This window comes from Kurthia sibirica (genome assembly GCF_003143975.1).
GTDB classification, from domain to species: Bacteria; Bacillota; Bacilli; order Bacillales_A; family Planococcaceae; genus Kurthia; species Kurthia sibirica.
Genome location: NZ_QFVR01000006.1, coordinates 39,692 through 61,214 on the forward strand (window position 1 = coordinate 39,692; position 21,523 = coordinate 61,214).

The 21,523-nt window shown below is 35.3% G+C and carries 24 protein-coding genes; all 24 read left to right on the forward strand.

What is annotated here, in order from left to right; translation table 11 throughout:
• The first annotated feature begins 32 nt into the window (after positions 1-32).
• The 24 genes from DEX24_RS06155 (at position 33) to pseC (ending at position 21,492) form a co-directional block, all read left to right on the forward strand.
• The gene (locus tag DEX24_RS06155) at positions 33-707 is read left to right on the forward strand and encodes a response regulator transcription factor (protein WP_109305540.1); all 675 of its coding nucleotides are present in this window, start codon (positions 33-35) and stop codon (positions 705-707) included.
• Between the two features lie 223 nt (positions 708-930).
• A complete protein-coding gene (locus DEX24_RS06160) occupies positions 931-1,719 on the forward strand; it encodes a nuclear transport factor 2 family protein (protein ID WP_109305541.1) in 789 nt (262 codons plus the stop codon).
• A gap of 121 nt (positions 1,720-1,840) precedes the next feature.
• A complete protein-coding gene (locus DEX24_RS06165) occupies positions 1,841-2,692 on the forward strand; it encodes a DegV family protein (protein WP_109305542.1) in 852 nt (283 codons plus the stop codon).
• 163 nt (positions 2,693-2,855) lie between these two features.
• Positions 2,856-4,259 (forward strand): ATP-dependent helicase ComFA, encoded by a 1,404-nt coding sequence (locus DEX24_RS06170; protein WP_109305543.1) that lies wholly within the window; start codon positions 2,856-2,858, stop codon positions 4,257-4,259.
• Positions 4,256-4,837: a ComF family protein gene (locus DEX24_RS06175; RefSeq protein WP_109305544.1), complete on the forward strand. Its 582-nt coding sequence runs from the start codon at positions 4,256-4,258 to the stop codon at positions 4,835-4,837. The genes DEX24_RS06170 and DEX24_RS06175 overlap by 4 nt, the downstream gene beginning before the upstream one ends.
• A 75-nt stretch (positions 4,838-4,912) precedes the next feature.
• Positions 4,913-5,332 carry a TIGR03826 family flagellar region protein gene (locus DEX24_RS06180; RefSeq protein ID WP_109305545.1) on the forward strand — a complete coding sequence of 140 codons (420 nt, stop codon included), beginning with the start codon at positions 4,913-4,915 and terminating at the stop codon, positions 5,330-5,332.
• Positions 5,333-5,497: 165 nt separating this feature from the next.
• Complete coding sequence (flgM, locus tag DEX24_RS06185) at positions 5,498-5,761, forward strand: flagellar biosynthesis anti-sigma factor FlgM (RefSeq protein WP_109305546.1); 264 nt, start codon at positions 5,498-5,500, stop codon at positions 5,759-5,761.
• Between the two features lie 17 nt (positions 5,762-5,778).
• Positions 5,779-6,267 (forward strand): flagellar protein FlgN, encoded by a 489-nt coding sequence (locus DEX24_RS06190; protein ID WP_109305547.1) that lies wholly within the window; start codon positions 5,779-5,781, stop codon positions 6,265-6,267.
• 327 nt (positions 6,268-6,594) lie between these two features.
• Complete coding sequence (gene flgK, locus DEX24_RS06195; RefSeq protein ID WP_109305548.1) at positions 6,595-8,232, forward strand: flagellar hook-associated protein FlgK; 1,638 nt, start codon at positions 6,595-6,597, stop codon at positions 8,230-8,232.
• Between the two features lie 13 nt (positions 8,233-8,245).
• Complete coding sequence (gene flgL / locus DEX24_RS06200; RefSeq protein WP_109305549.1) at positions 8,246-9,169, forward strand: flagellar hook-associated protein FlgL; 924 nt, start codon at positions 8,246-8,248, stop codon at positions 9,167-9,169.
• Between the two features lie 105 nt (positions 9,170-9,274).
• On the forward strand, positions 9,275-9,838 hold the full coding sequence (locus tag DEX24_RS06205; protein WP_109305550.1) for a DUF6470 family protein: 564 nt from the start codon (positions 9,275-9,277) through the stop codon (positions 9,836-9,838).
• Positions 9,839-9,840: 2 nt separating this feature from the next.
• On the forward strand, positions 9,841-10,284 hold the full coding sequence (fliW, locus tag DEX24_RS06210) for a flagellar assembly protein FliW (RefSeq protein ID WP_109305551.1): 444 nt from the start codon (positions 9,841-9,843) through the stop codon (positions 10,282-10,284).
• Positions 10,284-10,502: a carbon storage regulator CsrA gene (gene csrA, locus DEX24_RS06215; protein ID WP_109305552.1), complete on the forward strand. Its 219-nt coding sequence runs from the start codon at positions 10,284-10,286 to the stop codon at positions 10,500-10,502. Before fliW ends, csrA begins: the two co-directional genes overlap by 1 nt.
• 125 nt (positions 10,503-10,627) lie before the next feature.
• The gene (locus DEX24_RS06220) at positions 10,628-11,440 is read left to right on the forward strand and encodes a flagellin N-terminal helical domain-containing protein (protein WP_109305553.1); all 813 of its coding nucleotides are present in this window, start codon (positions 10,628-10,630) and stop codon (positions 11,438-11,440) included.
• 208 nt (positions 11,441-11,648) lie between these two features.
• Positions 11,649-12,461, forward strand: coding sequence for a flagellin N-terminal helical domain-containing protein (locus DEX24_RS06225; protein WP_109305554.1), 813 nt, complete (start codon positions 11,649-11,651; stop codon positions 12,459-12,461).
• Between the two features lie 456 nt (positions 12,462-12,917).
• Positions 12,918-13,730 carry a flagellin N-terminal helical domain-containing protein gene (locus tag DEX24_RS06230; RefSeq protein ID WP_109305554.1) on the forward strand — a complete coding sequence of 271 codons (813 nt, stop codon included), beginning with the start codon at positions 12,918-12,920 and terminating at the stop codon, positions 13,728-13,730.
• A gap of 110 nt (positions 13,731-13,840) precedes the next feature.
• Entirely contained in the window at positions 13,841-15,523 is a 1,683-nt protein-coding gene (locus tag DEX24_RS06235; RefSeq protein WP_109305555.1) for a motility associated factor glycosyltransferase family protein, read from the forward strand.
• On the forward strand, positions 15,523-15,837 hold the full coding sequence (locus tag DEX24_RS06240) for a DUF8042 domain-containing protein (RefSeq protein WP_246131372.1): 315 nt from the start codon (positions 15,523-15,525) through the stop codon (positions 15,835-15,837). The genes DEX24_RS06235 and DEX24_RS06240 overlap by 1 nt, the downstream gene beginning before the upstream one ends.
• Positions 15,838-15,931: 94 nt before the next feature.
• A complete protein-coding gene (pseB, locus tag DEX24_RS06245; RefSeq protein ID WP_109305557.1) occupies positions 15,932-16,909 on the forward strand; it encodes a UDP-N-acetylglucosamine 4,6-dehydratase (inverting) in 978 nt (325 codons plus the stop codon).
• A gap of 37 nt (positions 16,910-16,946) precedes the next feature.
• Entirely contained in the window at positions 16,947-17,672 is a 726-nt protein-coding gene (locus DEX24_RS06250; protein ID WP_109305558.1) for a cytidylyltransferase domain-containing protein, read from the forward strand.
• Between the two features lie 8 nt (positions 17,673-17,680).
• A complete protein-coding gene (gene pseG, locus DEX24_RS06255; RefSeq protein WP_109305559.1) occupies positions 17,681-18,745 on the forward strand; it encodes a UDP-2,4-diacetamido-2,4,6-trideoxy-beta-L-altropyranose hydrolase in 1,065 nt (354 codons plus the stop codon).
• The gene (gene pseH / locus DEX24_RS06260) at positions 18,739-19,296 is read left to right on the forward strand and encodes a UDP-4-amino-4,6-dideoxy-N-acetyl-beta-L-altrosamine N-acetyltransferase (protein WP_109305560.1); all 558 of its coding nucleotides are present in this window, start codon (positions 18,739-18,741) and stop codon (positions 19,294-19,296) included. The genes pseG and pseH overlap by 7 nt, the downstream gene beginning before the upstream one ends.
• Positions 19,283-20,341 carry a pseudaminic acid synthase gene (pseI, locus tag DEX24_RS06265; protein ID WP_109305561.1) on the forward strand — a complete coding sequence of 353 codons (1,059 nt, stop codon included), beginning with the start codon at positions 19,283-19,285 and terminating at the stop codon, positions 20,339-20,341. The genes pseH and pseI overlap by 14 nt, the downstream gene beginning before the upstream one ends.
• 11 nt (positions 20,342-20,352) lie before the next feature.
• On the forward strand, positions 20,353-21,492 hold the full coding sequence (gene pseC, locus DEX24_RS06270) for a UDP-4-amino-4,6-dideoxy-N-acetyl-beta-L-altrosamine transaminase (RefSeq protein ID WP_109305562.1): 1,140 nt from the start codon (positions 20,353-20,355) through the stop codon (positions 21,490-21,492).
• Positions 21,493-21,523 lie beyond the last annotated feature (31 nt).

Genomic DNA, 21,523 nt, shown 5'->3' on the forward strand with positions numbered 1-21,523 from the left:
AATGAAGTAGTTTTCCGAGGAGGAAATTTTCAATGACAAAAATTATAATAGTAGATGACCACCAATTATTCCGTGAAGGAGTAAAACGTATTTTAGATTTCGAAAATTCTTTTGATGTAGTTGCAGAAGGCGAAGATGGACTTGATACAATTCAATTGTATGAAGATTTTTCACCAGATGTTGTGTTAATGGACATTAATATGCCGCAAAAAAATGGCGTAGAAGCTACTGCTGAATTACTAGAAAAATACCCAGATGCAAAAGTAATCATGCTGTCAATTCATGATGATGAATCTTATGTATCACATGCACTTAAATCAGGTGCGCTTGGATATATGCTGAAAGAAATGGATGCAGATGAAATTGTTAGCGCTATTAAAATCGTTGCAAACGGCGGTTCTTACTTACATCCAAAAGTGACAAAAAATCTTGTTGCTGAATACCGTCGTTTAAGCGAACGCGAAAATAAAGGGTCATTCCATCAAACAGAGATCCGTCGTCCATTCCACTTATTAACAAAACGTGAATGTGAAGTATTACAATTATTAACAGATGGTCAAAGTAACCGTGCAATCGGAGAATCTTTATTCATCTCAGAAAAAACAGTTAAAAACCATGTATCAAGCATTTTACAAAAAATGAGTGTTAATGACCGTACACAAGCAGTTGTTACAGCGATTAAAAATGGCTGGGTAGAAGTACGTTAATTTACATCCACTTCAAAACTGTCCAAAAAGCTACAATATGTAGCTTTTTAGGACAGTTTTTTTATTTTGACAGTTTATTGAAGACTATTTTTAGTAAATTTGGCATAATAAAAAATAATGATTAGTTTGTAACTTCATTATGTTTAATACGTCCTATTTATTAATGAGTGAAAAAGCTATTTTTCACTGCGATGTTACACTATATAAAGGAGGTTTTGAGTCAATGTCACTTAAACAGATTGCTTTTTCTGCGGCGTGTATACTAATGCTTGCAGGCTGCGGGAATGACTCTACAAAAGATGCTACAAATAGTAGTTCAACAATCGATGATGGAGAAAAGTCTTCAACAGAAATTGTACAAAAAAATGAAGTAGAGCAGCAGGCAGAAACGAAGCAAATTGATGAAGGTAAAGTAGTCACGCCACCAGTTGAATCAACACAAAAAAGTGAGTCAACTGATCAAGAAAGTAATGATGAGACAGAAACTACAGAACCGATTGGGAAAAAGGACGATGCTACATCAACGGTTAGCAGTGGGAAAGCAGATGGCACTACCAAACAAAAACAACAAACAAATGAAGCAAATGATGAATCTGGTGGTTTTTCAGTTGTTGATGGTCAGGTTAGTGCAGCAGTGAATATTCCACAACAAGATGAACAAGAAATTTTGTCAGCATTCCAAGAATATATTGATGCTTTTAATGCTAAAGATATTAAACGCTATGAAAAAGTATTGGCAACAAGCCCACAAGGCTTTGATTTGGCGGAAGATTTAACGAGTACAAAAACAATTTTCGCTAACTATGATATTCATAGAACTGTTGAAAATGTGACCATCACAGACTATAGCGCTACTTCGGCATTTGTCTATGCGGATATTATAATCGAAGTAAAACAAGATAATAATGAAGCGAAGGACGAGGGCAAGCAATTAACACAATTCATCAAAGAAGATGGGCAATGGCGCGTGACATCATTGCAAGCAATTGGTAATGCAACGAATGCACAATAAATAGAGAATCGCCATTTGTTTCGCTATATGGAAGCAAGTGGTTTTTTAGTATGAAGTAATTTTGTTTCTTTTTACTAGCTCATACTTTAAAATAAAAGAAATGGGAGAGTGAACGTAAAAAATGACAACAGCAATCGTAACAGATAGCACGGCATACTTAACGCCAGAAGAACGACAAAAATATAATATTCATATGGTACCATTGAGTGTAGTTATTGAGCAGGAAAGCTTTGAAGAAGAAGTATCCATCTCTATGTCAGTATTTTATGATAAAGTACGCGATCAAAAACAACTACCAAAAACGACACAACCTGCAATTGGTAAATTTATCACGATGTATGAAGAACTTGCAAAAGAACATGATGAGGTTGTCACAATTCATTTATCAAGTGGCATAAGTGGTACATATAACGGGGCGCTTCAAGCAGGGGATCTCGTTGAAGGAATTACAGTTTATGGTTTTGACAGCGAAATTGCATGCGCCATCCAAGGTTATTTTGTCATTCGTGCAGCAAAACTGGCACAACAAGGTGCAACAGCGAAAACAATTGTGACGGAATTGGAGAAGATGCGTGATACGATGAGCGCTTATTTTATCGTCAATGATTTAGCACATCTTCAACGTGGTGGTCGATTATCTGCTGGAGCCGCGTTAATTGGAGGCTTGTTGCAAATAAAACCAGTATTACATTTTGACAACAAAGTAATCATACCATTTGAAAAAATTCGTACACGCAAAAAAGCGATGAAGCGTGTAGAAGATTTATTGGCACAGGCTGTTGAAAAATATAATGGCGCTATTGAAGCATCCATTATCCATGCAAACTGCGAAGATGAAGGGCGTGCTTGGATGACGGAATTAGCTACTAAATTTCCTACAGTCGAATTCAAATTGAGTTACTTTGGGCCCGTAATTGGTACACACTTAGGCGAAGGTTCTATTGGTATGGGCTGGTTTAAAAGAGAAAACTGACTGTCGAAATTTATGGTAGTAAATATGGCGAAATAATGATAAACTATAGAGACTAAACAATATTCTACAAGAAGCATCCGAAGCCCACGAGCTTTGGATGCTTTTTTTGTTGTCGGCAACTATAATAATGGAGACCGCTACCATTCCGAGAAGGAGGTAGAGAATGACGAGACTTCTAAACGTTAAAATCCCCCCTCAAATGATAAAAACACCTATTTTTGATGCTGAAGTCCAACAATTTTTATGTGGTCGACTTTGGCAGTTCGACGATCTCCCCTTCCTACAAGATATTTTACGCTACCATATAACACAGAAATTCATCGCTATCATGCCAGGTATACAGCAAGGCCATAAACCATTTTGTCGCCGTTGTCACAATACAAAAAAACAACAATTTCATCATTTTACTTGTGAACGCTGTAAGGGCTCATGCCTTTATTGTTTACAATGTTTGCAACTAGGACGTATTAGCTGTTGCACGATGCTCGCTAAATGGTGTCTTGCTCCCCCTGTGTCTCGACATCACCCTAAGATGAGCTGGCAAGGACAATTGACCGCTCAGCAGCAGCAGGTGAGCATTGACGTGCTATCTAGTATGATGAAAGGACGGAATCATCTCGTTCATGCAGTGACTGGGGCTGGTAAAACAGAAATTCTCTTTCCAGTTATAGCACAAGCTCTCATAGAGAATTGGCGTATTTGTATCGCTACCCCCCGTACAGATGTCGTCATAGAGTTAGTACCACGCATTCAACAAGCTTTCACTACAATAGAGGTTCAAGCACTATATGCCGGGCAGAAAAAATCAAAAAAATATGCACAAATCGTCATTGCTACAACGCATCAATTGTATCGCTTTGAAGAGGCTTTTGATTTGATTATTGTCGATGAAGTGGATGCTTTTCCTTACAGTAAGGATCATTATTTACAGCATGCTGTAAATAAATCATGTAGCCGTGTAGGCCGTCTCCTATTATTGACAGCTACCCCGACGATACAGCAAATTGCTTCTTTTAAAAAAAAGGCAGCCTATTCTTTTTTATCGAGACGCTTTCATGGTGTAGCACTACCAGTACCTAAAATACAGCCCTTATGGAATTATGAGCGTAAAATCCGACAAAATATAATACCAAAAAAATTAATTATTTGGATAGAAAAATGTTTAGCAATCAAAGCACCATTCCTCCTGTTCTTTTCCTCAATCGATTTGATGTTGGCAGCAGAGAAGCGATTGAGTCAACAAATACCGCAAATTGCCTCCGTTTATGCTGACGATCCAAAACGCCATGAAAAAGTGCGGAAATTACGTCAAAAAAAATATAGCGGTTTATTAACGACGACTATTCTCGAACGTGGGATTACGATTGCTAATTTGCAAGTAGCGGTGGTCGGTGCAGAACATGCTGTTTTCACAACAGCTACACTCATACAAATAAGTGGGCGTGTAGGCCGTTCAAAACAATTCTCTATTGGTGAAGTGGTTTTTTTTCATCACGGTATTACGACAAAAATGACAAGTTGCCAACGCATTATAAAAAAAACGAATAAAATGGGGTATACAGTATGAAAAACTGTTTATTATGTGATAGTAAACTGAAGTTAACGGCTAGTTGGCAACAAATAATTCATGGAGAAAAAACAAAAAGTATTTGTACAAATTGTCGCGAATTATTCGAAAAAAGCCAAATGCCAAATAGTCTTTATCGCTATAACGAAGCAATGAAGAAATACTTACATCAACTAAAGTTTCTACAAGATTGTCGTTTAACAATAGTTTTTGCCAAAGAACTTCAGCAAGCGATTAAGCGCTACGAAGTTGATATTATTATGCCAATTCCGATGCATGTGAAACGACTACGACAAAGAACGTTTGCCCATGTCGACGAGCTATTAAAATCCGCGAATCTTCCTTTTGAACATTTACTTGAAAAGACGACAACTGAGCGGCAAAGTGACAAAAATAAACAACAGCGCCTCCAAATGGAAAACTTATTTCGTTTGAAGCCAACAGTGGAAATAGCAGGGAAGCGTATACTGATTGTCGATGATTTATGGACTACAGGTACGACAATCCAACATGCGACAAAAATTTTACAACAAGCACAAGTGAAATCTGTACACTATTTGACACTTATTAAAGGTTAAATTACTTTTTATGATAAACTACTAAAGAAATAGACCGACATTAATGAAAAGAGAGATTTTTCGGAGGGTGAAAATATGGGAGAATTAAGAAACTGTCCAAAATGTAATGGTTTTTTTAACTATAATGGTATTCGTGAAATCTGTAGTAAATGTGCTGCACAAGAAGAAGAACAGTATCAGATTGTTTATCGCTTTTTAAGAAAACGTGAAAATCGTGCAGCGACTGTTGAACGCATTGTAGAGGCCACAGAAGTGGAACAAGAATTACTGTATAAATGGGTGAGAAAAGGACGTTTACAAACAGCGTTATTCCCAAATTTGGGCTACCCATGTGATAATTGTGGTCACTTAACAAGCGTCGGTAAAATCTGTGATCATTGCCAAAAATCATTGAAAGGTGATTTGAATAAATTTGAAGCAGCGCAGGAATTTCGAGAAGCTGTACAGAAAAGCGAAAAAGCGACATACCTATCTGAACGTAGACCAAAAAAATAGTATAAAGACTATATAAATAGAAGGAAAGTAATTATTGAGGGTCTATAGAACTAGGTAATAAAAAGCGAAATAGTTAAAGTGGCTCTATTATAAAAATAGGCTAAATTCATTGTAAAACTTGCCGAAATAAGATGTATAGAAAACATCGATAGGAGGTCGTAACAAATGAAGATTAACAACTTTGGTGTGAATCCAATAAATCCATATAAAAATCAACAACTTAAAACGGAGGCAGCGAAGAAGGCGACGATGAATTTTTCAGATCAGCTAGAAATATCTTCTCAGGCCAAGGACCTTCAAGGCATCAAAGACTTCGCATCAACGCGTGTAGATAAAGTAAATATGATTAAAAAACAAATTGAGGCGGGTACTTATCAAGTAGATGCCGATCGCTTAGCAAATGATCTCTTAAAGAATTTCCGCCCATAATAAAGGAGTAATTTAGCATGTCTATTGAACAGATTGTAGCGATTATGGATAAGCTGAATACGATGCATCGCAGCCTTTTAAAACTCGCATATTCGAAAACAGAAGTGCTGAAAACGTCGAATATTGAAGAGTTAGAAGCGACGATGAAAAATGAACAAGCGCATATCGCGGCTATAAGCCAGCTTGAGAGCCAGCGTCAAAAAGCAGTGTTAGCATATTTTCAAAATCGACAGATTGTCGTGGAAGATACGAATATTACGACGCTCATGACGCATGCATCTTCTGAGGAAGTTGCCCAGTTGGAGCAGAGACGTAAGGATTTATTGTTGACGATTGACACATTAAAAAATCAAAATGATCTCAATCAAAAAATGATGTTCTCGTCTTTACAGTTTGTCAATTTCACTTTAGATATTTTACGTCCGCAGCCAGACCAGATTAATTATAAATCAGCATCGGGTTCAAGACAGACAATACAAAGCGGTCAGTTTGATTCACAAGCATAGCAAAAAAATAGGTGATGAGTGCAATGAGCATTCATCACTTTTTTTAGGTTCTATACTATTTGTTGGAGTTTTCAAACAATAGCGCCTCTGCTCGACGCTTTCCACGGTCCTCGCTTCAGCTGATTCCGCAGGAGACACGAGCTTGTGGAGGCTCAGCCAAAGCCTGTGGAAAGCATTCGTCCGAAACGAACAAATAGAAAAATCCAAATCACTCCACCCTACTAGTTGATGCAGAACCTTTTTTTATGAGAAAGACTTCATAAAAATATGAAGAGGACGATTAAAAGAACATAGAACAAAACGTACATAAAAAGGAGAGAGTACAAAATGGCTTCAACTTTCATGGGTCTTGAAACGAGTAAACGTGGACTAAGTGTTCACCAATCGGCTCTTTATACGACAGGACATAATATTTCAAATGCCAATACAATCGGCTATTCTCGTCAAACGGTTAATATTGTCCCAACTACAGGATTCCCAGGAATTGGGATGAACTCACCAAAAATTCCTGGTTACTTAGGAACAGGGGCGGAAGCTGGTTCTATTACACGTGTTCGCGACCAGTTTATAGATAATCAACTTCGCCAAGAAACAACGAAACTCGGTTATTGGGGAACAAAAACAGAAGCGATTAGTCAAATGGAAGATGTTATGAATGAACCGTCTACATATGGTTTGAATTCAGCATTTGATAGTTTATTTAAATCTTTTCAAGATTTAAGTGCCAAACCAGAAAATAGTGCAACGCGTCAAGTGGCTATCGAAAAGTCAAATCACTTTGCCGATACATTGAATTATTTAGGAACGCAGCTTGGGCAAATTCAAACGAATTTAAAAACAGAAATCACTGCAGAAACTAAAAATGTGAATTCAATCTTGAAAAAAATCGCACAATTAAATGAACAAATAGGTACGACAGAGCCCAATGGTTATTTACCAAATGACCTCTACGATGCACGTGATAATTTAGTAGATCAGCTAGCACAATATTTTCCAATCACAATTGAAAAAGTTCCGTCTGGCGGTAACGCAAAAGATATCGCAGAAGGGATCTATAATGTATCCATCAAATTATCAGATGGTACAAAAGTGGATGTTGTCAAAGGCAAGGAATCTGCGACTTTAACAGCACAGGGCTACTCTTCACAAACGGATGCAGCGGGTGTAACAACGTATACTGAGGGTGACTTTGATGATTCGGAAACATTTACACCATTTACACAGTTTACAGTTAAAATGGGGGCCACAGGTACGGCAACTTCGTTAGATCTAGCCAAACTAAATAATGGAAGTGGTATTTTACAAGGGCTTGTTCATAGCTATGGTTCGGCAGTGCGTGATCCAGGCGGACTCCCTGTAAATACGATTAATATTAGCGGACTATATCCTGAAAAAATGGCAGATCTCGATAAGTTAACACTGGAATTTGCTCATGCATTTAATGCCATCCATAATAGTGGATTTACATTAGCATATACTGATGCGAATGGCGTTGTTGTTCCTTCACAAGCCGGTGGCGATTTCTTCGTGGCGAAAGATGCGACGAAACCGATGAGCGCTACGAATATTATGGTGTCACCTGATATTGCAGCGGACTTAAATAAGGTAGCTGCATCAGATGCGGCTGATATGGAAGGTAATGGTAAAACAGCCATTGCTTTATCAAATTTAAAAACCAAAGTAATCGCAGGTTTGAATAATGCCTCCGCGCAGTCCTTTTATCAAGGGATGATTGGTGATCTTGGTGTGAAAGGTGAACAAGCGTTAGCTATGGCATCAAATTCTGCAACACTTCAAGCCTCCATATCAAATAACAAAGCATCAGTTAGTGCGGTTTCTTTAGATGAAGAAATGACAAATATGATTATGTATCAACAAGCTTACAATGCTTCTGCACGCATGATCACAGTAATGGACGAAACATTAGAGAAAATAATAAACGGCATGGGCCGAGTAGGTTTATAGGAGGTTACGAATTATGCGTGTTACACAATCGATGCTTTCTAATAATATGTTACGTAATTTAAGTGCTAGTTACAATAAAATGGGGAAATTACAAGAACAACTAACAACAGGGTCTAAGTTAAACAGACCTTCAGATGATCCGGTTGCGACGATCAAAGGAATGGGCTATCGTTCAACACTAGTTAAAAATGAGCAATTTACGCGCAATATGAATGAAGTGACGAGTTATTTAGATTCATCAGATACATCTTTAGGACAAGTAGGCGATGCGCTCAAAAGAGTAAAAGAATTAACCGTGCAAGCAGCTACAGACACTACTACAGATGAAGATCGTATGTCTATTCGTACAGAAATTGATCAAATTCGCCAGCAAATTAGGGATGTAGCCAATACACAAGTTGGAGACAAGTACATTTTTAGTGGTTCAAATACATTGTCACCTTTGTATCCAGATAGCACAGTAAATGCTACTGCTGGTACAGTCATTTTGGAAGCAAATATGGGCGGGAATTCAGAGAACTTACCAATCGAATTATACGATGGTATTCAAATTAATATGAACACGAATGCCAAAGCAATGTTTAAAGAAATTGATGACTTTATGTCAAATATCCAGACAGCTATGACAGATCCAGATATCCTCAATGCGGGTTCGACATCAGGTACTGCAATTGGAGATCAGCTTAGTAAGCTGGCAAAAATTACCGATCATGTATTAAATGTGCGTGCAGAAGTTGGTGCGAAAGAAAATCGTGTTGATTCGATGATGGATCGACTTTCTTCTCAAAAATTAACAGTTACTAAAGCAATGTCCAATAATGAAGATGTTGAATATGAAGCAACCATTACGCAATTAATTACAGAAGAATCAATCCATCGAGCAGCATTGTCAGTCGGTGCAAAAATTCTTCAACCAACATTAGTAGATTTCTTATAATAATTAGAAGTTGTTCAGATCGTTGTTGTTTTTTCATTAAAGTTTTAAACTTTAATGTCGAAAAAATTAACTGATGGACAACTTTTATTTTTGAGGTGAGTAGATATGAAATTAGATCAAATTCAAATTCGAACGACGGATGCAAAAATCGATTTAACGATTAGTGATTCACAACAATATATCAAGCAAAGAGAAGCTAAACAATTCATTGAACAGCCAGCAGCGACGTTACAAATAAGCCATAAAGATGCCAAATTATTGGTGGATTCATCTCAGGCATACAGAGATTTAGGCTTATTGAGCCCTAAAGAGTCTGTACAGCAGTTTGCTCAAAATGGTTTAATCGCTGTACAAGAAGGTGTTTCTAGGCGCGTATCGGAAGGCAATGCACTCATGAATATTGGCAAAAATAGTGGCAATGCGATTGTCAATGTTGCGAAACAACATGATACGTTTGAGCAACAAAGATTAGGGATTGAATGGAAACCATCAGTTGGTGCAGTGAAAATTAAATACGTAGCAGGGAGTTTGCAAATAAATATACAAGCAAATAAACCTAAAATCGATGTAAAATTAGGTGGAGTCGACCACCAAGCTACACGAAGTGATGTATCCGGTACTGTAATTCAAAGACCTACTGTCGAAACGACAGTCATTAAAGGAGAGTAAACATGAATATTCAAACAAAATTTTCTGGTGAAATAAGCATAGCAGAAGAAGCTATTATAAAATTTCCAGATGGTATTCCAGCATTTGAATCAGAGCAAGAATTTGTTTTAATCCCGTTACAAGAGAGCTCACCTTTCATAATTTTACAGTCTGTTAAAACACCTGAAATTGGTTTTATAATGGCGTATCCATATGAATTTAAAGAAGATTATGCGTTTGACCTAACAAAAGAGGATCAAAAAATATTGGAATTAGAAAATCCAAATACCGTATTAATTTATAGCATATTGACTTTGAAAGACTCATTGGAAAAATCTACTATGAATTTATTGGCACCTATTGTAATCAATTCACAATGTAATATTGGTAAACAAATAATTTTAAATGAATCTACATTATTTCCGCTACAATATCCACTGAAGAAAGCTGAAGGGAGTACGCGCTAATGCTAGTATTAACTCGCAAAATTGGTGAATCTATCACAATTGGCTCCGATATTACGGTGAAAATAATTGCCATTGATGGAGAACAAATTAAATTAGGTATTGAAGCACCAAAAGATATTAAAGTACATCGAGAAGAAGTATATAATGCGATTCAACACGAAAATGAGCAAGCTATTAATTTTAATATAGACATGCTAAAAGATTTAAAAAATTTTTAGAAAAAGATTCGTATGGAAAAATTAAACATTTAAAAAATCAGCCGATATAAAAGATAACAAGAGGATTATTACTAACGTTTTACGTAAGAATTAGTGAGAAGACAAATTAAAGGAGGAATCCGGAAATGAGAATTCAACACAATATTCCAGCGTTAAATACGTTGCGCAACTTAACACAAAATAATACTTTAGTATCGAAAAATCTAGAGAAGTTATCATCTGGTTTTAAAATTAATCGTGCAGGTGATGATGCAGCAGGATTAGCCATCTCTGAAAAAATGCGTGGGCAAATTTCAGGGCTCAACATGGCAACGAAAAATGCACATGATGGTATAGCTCTTATCCAAACAGCTGAAGGTGGACTAAATGAAACACATGCGATTTTACAACGCATGCGTGAATTAGCGGTGCAAGCAGCTAGTGATACGAATGTGACATCAGATCGAAAAGATATTCAAAAAGAGGTTGGGGCACTTACTGCTGAAATCACGAGAATTGCAAAAAATACAGAATTTAATACACAAAATTTATTGAATGGTTCATTTACTGATAAGAAATTGCATATTGGCGCCAATTCTGGTCAGAATATCTCCCTTTCAATTGATTCAATGACTGCAAGTGCACTTGGTGTCCATGGTATTTCTATTTCTTCTCAAAATACAGCAGATACAGCAATTACCACTATAAATGATGCAATTAAAACTGTCTCAGCCCAACGTTCAGATTTAGGCGCAGTTCAAAATAGACTGGAGCATACGATTAACAACTTAGGTGCTACATCAGAAAACTTATCAGCTGCAGAATCGAGAATTAGAGATACGGATATGGCAAAAGAAATGATGGAGTTTACTAAGAATAATATTTTAACTCAGGCTGCTCAATCGATGTTAGCGCAGGCCAACCAACAACCACAAGGAGTATTGCAGTTGCTTCAGTAATCCGTATTCAAAGTATGAGCATTTCTATAAAGTCAAGACATCTTCATGGACAAGTTGGTCGTTTCAACTTTATGAAGATGTTCTTTTTTATTTAGAAAAAAGCTAAACAAATACAAAAATATAGCGATATATACGTTGTAAGGTTGAAAAACCAAACAGCTTCCACAGGGACGTGGAATAAAAAACAAATTCAAGGAGGAATCTCACAATGAGAATTCAACACAATATCGCAGCACTAAACACACACCGTAACTTAACAGGAAACAATGTCGCAGCTTCTAAAAACTTAGAAAAATTATCTTCAGGTTACCAAATTAACCGTGCAGGTGATGACGCAGCTGGTCTTGCGATTTCTGAAAAAATGCGTGGACAAATCAACGGTTTAGATATGGCTTCAAAAAATGCAAACGATGGTATCTCACTGATCCAAACAGCTGAGGGTGCACTAAACGAAACACACGCAATTTTACAACGTATGCGTGAATTAGCAGTACAATCATCAAGTGATACAAACGTAACTTCTGACCGTGGTGATCTACAAAAAGAAGTAAAAGCACTAACTGCAGAAATTACTCGTATTGCTAACAATACAGAGTTCAATACGCAAAAACTTTTAAATGGTTCATTCTCTGCTAAAAAATTCCACATCGGTGCTAATGCTGGTCAAAACATTAGCTTAACAATCGGTTCTATGGATGCAGGTAAATTAGGTGTTTCTGGTATCTCTATTTCATCTCAAACAGCAGCAGATACAGCAATCACTACAATCAATGATGCGATTACTAAAGTATCAGCACAACGTTCAGATTTAGGTGCTGTACAAAACCGTCTTGAGCACACAATCAACAACTTAGGTGCTACATCAGAAAACTTATCAGCTGCAGAATCACGTATCCGTGATACTGATATGGCAAAAGAAATGATGGAATTCACTAAAAACAACATCTTAACTCAAGCAGCACAATCAATGTTAGCTCAAGCTAACCAACAACCACAAGGCGTTCTACAATTATTACAATAATAGTTGAATCGCAATAAATAGGTAAGGCCATGAGAGATTAATTTCTTTCATGGCTTTTCTTTAGTTTAGATTACAATTAAAGAAAAGACACTTCCCTTATGTTTGTAACTCAAGTTATGTCATCATATAATGATTTGTTCATGAATTTTTTGTTGTTTTTCAGCTGTAATTTAGAAGAAAGATTTACATTTTAGTAGACCGAAGCCATTCACTTCAAGCTTAAAACTTGTTAGGTTTAGCCAAGTGATGAGGAATTCACTGAATTTCTGGTAGACAGTAATAATAAGAAGGCAATGTAGCGAAGAATTTATCGTTTTATACAATCTCGCCAAATTAAAATGTTAAAAAAGCTAAACAAATAGAGAAATATAGCGATATATATTGTGTAAGGTTGAAAAGCCAAACAACTTCCACAGGGACGTGGAATAAAAAACAAATTCAAGGAGGAATCTCACAATGAGAATTCAACACAATATCGCAGCACTAAACACACACCGTAACTTAACAGGAAACAATGTCGCAGCTTCTAAAAACTTAGAAAAATTATCTTCAGGTTACCAAATTAACCGTGCAGGTGATGACGCAGCTGGTCTTGCGATTTCTGAAAAAATGCGTGGACAAATCAACGGTTTAGATATGGCTTCAAAAAATGCAAACGATGGTATCTCACTGATCCAAACAGCTGAGGGTGCACTAAACGAAACACACGCAATTTTACAACGTATGCGTGAATTAGCAGTACAATCATCAAGTGATACAAACGTAACTTCTGACCGTGGTGATCTACAAAAAGAAGTAAAAGCACTAACTGCAGAAATTACTCGTATTGCTAACAATACAGAGTTCAATACGCAAAAACTTTTAAATGGTTCATTCTCTGCTAAAAAATTCCACATCGGTGCTAATGCTGGTCAAAACATTAGCTTAACAATCGGTTCTATGGATGCAGGTAAATTAGGTGTTTCTGGTATCTCTATTTCATCTCAAACAGCAGCAGATACAGCAATCACTACAATCAATGATGCGATTACTAAAGTATCAGCACAACGTTCAGATTTAGGTGCTGTACAAAACCGTCTTGAGCACACAATCAACAACTTAGGTGCTACATCAGAAAACTTATCAGCTGCAGAATCACGTATCCGTGATACTGATATGGCAAAAGAAATGATGGAATTCACTAAAAACAACATCTTAACTCAAGCAGCACAATCAATGTTAGCTCAAGCTAACCAACAACCACAAGGCGTTCTACAATTATTACAATAATAGTTGAATCGCAATAAATAAGTAAGGCCATGAGAGATTAATTTCTTTCATGGCTTTTCTTTATTTTTAGAAAATAAAACCGATATAATACATATTAAGAGGTGAATAATTTGAGTGATTATGCGATCAATTATGTTGAAACTAGAAATAATAATATGACAGTTGAAGTGAATGGTTTTTTATTACATAGTAAGTATGACCCTATAAAAGAAGCACAGCGAATTGCTGAGAAAGAATATGATCCACAAGGTTTATGTATTTTATTTGGTTATGGTTTAGGTTATTTAGCACAGGAAATACTGAATTTATCAATATACAATGACAATCTTCTTATTATTGATCCATTATATGAAAAAATAGATCATCAATTAACTATAGATCTGACTGTAATGTCTGAAAAAAATGATAGAGAATGGGCACGATTGATTCACTCTAAATTATTGAATTATAGTAAAAAAATTAAAGTGATATGCGCTCCAAACTATGAGAAAATATGTGCTGAAGAGTATTCAAATATCTTGAAACAGGTAAAAAATATTCAAAGTACGAACCAAGTATTAGAAAATACGACACGAAATTTTTCTGAGATGTGGGAAAAAAATTATGTCTATAATTTACTGGAACTTAAAAATACAAGGAATTTTGATTCATTGACGGATAGTTATAGTTGTCCAATTATTATCGCTTCTGGTGGTCCATCGTTGATTAAACAACTACCTTTGGTCAAAGAAATCCGCTCAAAAATCCTATTAGTTGCTGCAGGTTCTACGATTAATACCTTATTAAAATATGACATAATCCCAGATTATATTGTCAGTATTGATGGTGGAGAGATAAATTATGAACATTTTAAAAATATTAGTGATTTACCTACGACTTTAATCTCTAGTTTTAGTAATCATTATAAAATCCAACAGCAATGGAAAAATGATAAATATGTATTTTTAGATGGCGGAGATGCAGAATTTCAAAGCTATGTAGAAAGAACATTTGGCGTAACAGTCCCTCTCCTATATGGTGGAGCGTCGGTTGCGAATTATGCATTTTCATGTGCTATAAAAATGACGACTGGGCCGATTGCTCTTATCGGACAAGATTTAGCTTATACAGATTTTAAAACACATGCAGAAGCAAATGAAAATTATAAAATCGTTGATGAGCAATATATGAAGGCAAGAGGAATGTATTATACAGATGGTTATTATGAAGACCAAGTTTTAACGGATGATGCATTCTTACTCATGAAAAATGACTTTGAAAGATTGTATCAAGAACAAAGTCAAGGGAGAACCATTTTTAACTGTACAGAAGGCGGCATTAAAATAGATGGTATTCCACAAATTAGTTTCCACTCTTTTTGTTATGATGTTATTCAAGAGCAACAAGAAGTTTTATGCGCTACTAAAGTGCAAAAATATCATTTGAATAAAGCATTATATGAACAAAAACTAAAAGATGAAATACTGTTCATGGAACAATCTATAAAGCAAATAAAAATTGCTCGAATTGCATTAACCAAAAATAGTGCAGCACCACAGTTTGATAAAAAAGTATTAAAAGAATTAGATAAGGCAGATCAATTGGTAGTTAAGGTAAAAGAAAAAACAATTATAAATAGAATATTAGATCCGCTCATTTTAGATATAATGACAAAATTTATAGCGAAACCAAATGAAAAGCCAGAAGAAAAATATGTACGTATATTTACTCAAAATGAATATATGTATAGAATGCTTGAAGAAAATATCACAACATCAAAAACATACTTAGAATATATAATGGGGGAATTGTAATGGAAGAGATTATTGAAAGTTATAATGAATATTTAACAAAGCTACCGGGAGGTTGTCTGGCAATTGCGACACTATTACGTGAGGGTGATTTACATGGAGCTTTATCAAGTATTAAAGATTTTTCAGAAGGTACAGGTTGGATTATGCAAGTGAATGAAAAATTAGCCGCTGTATCGACAATAGAAAAGATTGATTTTAAAAGAATTCAAGAATTTCTTTTGGAAATTAATTCAGGTTTAGAAATCCAAGATTTTGTACTTGTTGCAGATTTATTTGAATATGAAATTGCACCATTTTTCGAATGTACTAATTGATATTTTTTAAATATAACAGGAAGAACTTCATAAAAATTTAGGATAGACGATATAAAAACTATACTAAATGGCTTAAAAAAAGGTGGAAAAATAAATGGTACACAATAGCTTGCAAAATAAAACAGTATTAGTTACTGGTGGTACAGGATCTTTTGGTCGAAAATTTATAAAAAAAGCATTGCAGTCGGATGTTAAAAAAATAATTGTTTTTAGTCGAGATGAATTAAAGCAATATGAAATGGCACAGGAATTTACAGATTCACGTATTCGATTTTTCATAGGGGATGTTCGTGATAAGGATAGATTATATAGAGCTTTTGATGGTGTAGATATTGTCATCCATGCGGCAGCGCTAAAACATGTGGGTGCATGTGAATACAATCCATTTGAAGCAGTTAAAACGAATATTCATGGTGCTCAAAATATAATCGACGCTGCAATTGATCAAGGTGTCGAGAAGGTAATTGCACTCTCAACAGATAAAGCATGTAGTCCTATTAATCTATATGGCGCAACTAAATTAGCATCAGATAAGCTCTTTATTGCTGCAAATGCCTATGTTGGAGACAAGAAAACTAAATTCTCTGTTGTTCGATATGGTAATGTGGTGGGTAGTCGTGGTAGTGTCGTGCCATTTTTCAAAAAAATGCGTGAAACTGGAACAGTACCTGTAACGGATGAACGCATGACAAGATTTTGGATTACTCTTGAACATGGTGTTCAATTTGTCATCGATAATTTAGCTCGTATGCAGGGTGGAGAATTATTTGTCCCTAAAATTCCAAGTATGAATATTATGGACTTAGCTAAAGCAATCGCACCTGAATGTAAGGTTGAAATTGTTGGTATTCGACCAGGAGAAAAATTACATGAAGCGATGATTACGGAAGATGATGCTAGACACACAATAGAATTTGATGATTATTATGTGATTCAACCAGAGTTTAATTGGTGGTCAGAAGAAAATAAAGTGGGTTCTACATCACTTGCAAGTGATTTTAGTTATGTTAGTAATGTGAATGCACAATGGCTGTCGATTGAAGAACTACAGGAGTTAGTAAAAGAAATGTAGTCAATCGACTACATTTCTTTTTTAGGAGGTAAACAAAATGGGCGTAACAGCAATCATTCAAGCTAGAATGGGATCAACTAGGTTGCCAGGGAAAATAATGAAGCAAGTAAATGGTAAATCTTTATTATTACATCAAATAGAACGTATAAGAAAATGTAAAAATATTGATCGTATTATAATTGCTACTACTATAGAAGAACAGGATGATGAAATCGTCAAATTTTGTGAACATAATCGTATTCATTACTATCGTGGGGCAGAGCATGACGTACTAGCGCGCTATTATGAAACATGGAAGGCGTATGGTGGAGAAACGATTGTTAGACTCACTTCAGATTGTCCTATTATTGATTCTGAAGTTGTGGATGACACCATACAGTATTTTAAAAAAAACAGCTTTGATTATGTTTCAAATACAATTGAAAGAACTTTTCCAAGAGGGATGGATACGGAAGTATTTTCCAGTAGCGTTTTAGAAAAAACCTATCATGAGGCTAGTTTAATTAGTGAAAAAGAGCATGTTACAGCATATATTTATACACATGCAAATCTGTTTTCGATAGGTTCATATAAAGCTCAAAAAGATTATAGTAAATATCGTTGGACAGTTGATACAGATGAAGATTTTTTAGTAGTGAAAAATCTGATCGAAACTTCGGCTAGACAAAAGTTGCCCTTGAATCTACTCAATGCTGTAAAGTTGATGGAACATAATCCAGATTGGTTTGATATTAACGCTCACATCGAGCAGAAAAAAATATGAGGGATTAAATGAATATTCTATTTCGAGTTGACTCTGCTGCTGATATTGGCTCAGGTCACGTAATGCGCTGTTTAACATTAGCTGAACAACTGATTCATGAACATAACCATGTGGAATTTTTATGTAGAGATTTGAATAATAATATAGCCAATCTTATTATTAATCGTGGTTTTGAAGTTCATATACTTAAGCAAATTCAAGGTTCTACAATAGAATGGACACAAGAAAATTGGTTTTTGGATAGTGCTGAATGTATTGAATTCATCGCTAGTAAACGAATTGATTTATTAATAGTCGATCATTATGGTCTTGATTATAAATGGGAAGAGCAATTAAGTAGAGTTGTGAAACGTATTATGGTGATTGATGATTTGGCGAATAGAAATCATCAATGTGATCTTTTGCTGGATCAAAATTATTATAAAGATTACCAACAGCGGTATTCAAATTTATTAGCAGATAAAACTATTCAATGTGTGGGACCAAGTTATGCATTGCTAAGAGAAGAATTTTTCGAGCAATATTCACAACCTAATTCCACTGTATTATTTATATTTTTTGGCTCAGCAGATGCTACTAATGAAACACAAAAAACATTGGAAGCCTGTATTCAATTGCAAAAAATAATTGATTTTTCGATAGAAGTAGTAATAGGACAACAAAATAAAAATAGTGAACTAATTAAGACTATTTGTATGAATATGAAAAATTGTCATTTGCATATTCAAGCCAATAATATGGCTGAAATCATAAGCCGATGTACTTTATCTATTGGTGCATGTGGCACAACTACATGGGAAAGGGCAATTCTCAGAGTTCCAAGCATTGTAATTGCCGTCGCAGAGAATCAAATTGAACTAGCCAAAAATTTACAATATGTAAATGCAATCAGTTTTTTAGGAGAGTATTCGAAAGTAAGTAGGCAAGATATTTATCAACAGTTATTGGCAGTATTTACCGACTCAAAAATAGCAGAAGTTTGGTCGTCTAATATGGAATCTATTATAAAAAGAGAACATATGATTGACTATCCGCTATTAAAAAAAATTGATGAGGTGGTTAAATTTTGTTAAATATAAATAAATGCTCTATGGAATTAATCAATACTTCAACAAAAGATTTAGTTTTAGAATGGCGAAATAGTGAACGTATTCGAACTATGATGCTCAATCAAAAGTTGATAGAAAAAGAACAGCATGAGCAATGGTTTAATTCGTTATTTTTGAATAAAAATATACTGGTCTATATTTTTAAATATAATAATGAACCAATGGGTGTTGTTACATTTACTAAATTAAACTACTCTGGAGATGTATGGGAGTGGGGCTTTTATATAGGGGAGAGTGAAGCGCCAAAAGGCATGGGGACTTTACTTGGTTATACGGCAATAGAGTTGTTATTTTATGAGTTGAAAAAGGATAAAGTAGTAGCAGAAGTACTACATTACAACTTGATCAGTCTATCTTTTCACGAAAAGTTAGGTTTTCAAAAAGAAGGTATTTTAAGAAAACAAGTCTATTGTAATAGCCAATATGAAGATTTACATATGTTTGGTCTCTTTGAGTATGAGTGGCGAGAAAAAAGAGAGAAAATTCTTAGTACATTAGGAGCTGTTGGAAATTAATATTAGAGTAGAAAATCAATTAATTAGCAGTAATTCAAGACCATTTATCATAGCAGAAATGTCTGGTAATCATAATCAATCGTTAGAAAGAGCCTTGCAAATTGTTGAAGCAGCTGCAAAATCGGGCGCTCACGCTTTAAAAATCCAAACATATACAGCTGATACTATTACTTTAAATAGTGAACAGGCTGATTTTATGATTGAAGATCAAGAAAGTCTTTGGAAAAACAGGAAATTATATGATTTATATAACGAAGCTTATACACCTTGGGAATGGCATAAACCCATTTTTGATCGTGCAAAAGAATTAGGTATGATTGCTTTTAGTACACCTTTTGATAATACAGCAGTCGATTTTTTAGAAACTTTGAATGTGCCTCTTTATAAAATTGCTTCTTTTGAAAATACAGATTTACCATTAATAAAAAGGGTGGCTGAAACGGGTAAACCGATGATTGTATCAACTGGAATGGCTTCAGTAGCAGAATTGGATGAACTTGTTAAAACGGCAAAAGAGGCTGGGTGCAAGGATTTAATATTGCTTAAATGCACTAGTACATATCCAGCTACTCCAGAAAATACAAATATAATTACAATTCCTCATATGAAAGATTTATTTGATGTTCAAGTAGGTTTATCTGACCATACAATGGGGACTGGTGTATCTGTTGCCGCAGTTGCTTTAGGTGCTACCGTGATTGAAAAACACTTTACGCTCTCAAGAGCAGAAGGTGGAGTAGATGCTGCATTTTCGCTAGAGCCTGCTGAAATGACAGCACTTGTTGAGGAAACGGAAAGAGCCTGGCAAGCAATAGGCAAAGTTACTTATGGTCCTACTGAAAAAGAAAAAGCTTCTTTGAAATTTAGAAGATCTATTTATGTGTCAAATACGATTGTGGAAGGTGACCTTTTTACTGAAGAGAATATTAAAATTGTGAGACCAGGTTTGGGGTTGGAACCTAAATATTATCCAATCTTATTAGGGAAAAAAGCGAAAAAATCCTATCAATTTGGTGAACCAATCAAATTTGATGATTTAATATAGGGGATGAGAAAATGGCTAAAAGAAATGAATTTTTACCCTATGGTCAACAATCTATTTCAGATGACGATATTGCTGCGGTTTTAGAAACATTACAATCACCATTTTTGACAACTGGACCAAAAATTAAAGAATTTGAGAATGCCGTAGCTAATTATGTGGGTGTGAACTATGCGGTAGCTTTTTCTAATGGAACAGCTGCGTTACACGGTGCCTGTTTTGCTGCTGGAATAGAAAAAGGTGATGAGGTAATTACAACACCGATTACTTTTGCCGCAAGCGCAAATTGTGTGAGATATATGGATGGTACAGTTGTTTTTGCCGATATTGATAAAAAAACATATAATATCGATCCTCTGGAAATTCAAAAAAAAATCACATCAAATACAAAGGCTATTATTCCTGTAGATTTTACAGGTCAACCAGTTGATATGGATGAAATTATGACAATCGCACAGCAGCATAGTTTAGTCGTGATTGAGGATGCAGCTCATGCTCTGGGGGCAGATTATAAGGATAGAAAAGTAGGGGCTACTGCTCATATGACGATGTTTAGTTTTCATCCGGTAAAACCGATTACTACCGCTGAGGGTGGTATGATTGTGACGAATGATAAAACTTATTATGATAAGCTATTGTCTTTTAGATCTCATGGAATTACTCATACACCCTATTCTGAAGAACAGGGTGCTTGGTATTATGAAATGATAGAGCTTGGTTACAATTATAGAATGACTGATATTCAAGCTGCACTTGGTTTATCACAAATGGCAAAATTAGATAAATTTATCGAAAAAAGACGTGAATTAGCGAATCTTTATACGATGGAATTGAAAGAAAATCAGCTCGTCCATCCACCCATGCAAAATAAGAACGCTTTATCAGGCTGGCATTTATATTCTATCCAATTAGATTTGGATAAGTTAGGTAAAACAAGACGGATGGTTTTCGATGAAATGCGCGCATCAAATATTGGTGTCCATGTACACTATATTCCCGTATATTGGCATCCATATTACGAGAAATTAGGTTATAAAAAAGGGATTTGTCCAATTGCAGAAAATTGGTATGAACATGCGTTGACACTACCGCTATTCCCTAAAATGACTGCCAAAGATATCAAAGATGTCGTACAATACTTCAAAAAAGAATAGTTAAGGGGTCATACTTAAATAAGTGAGGGCT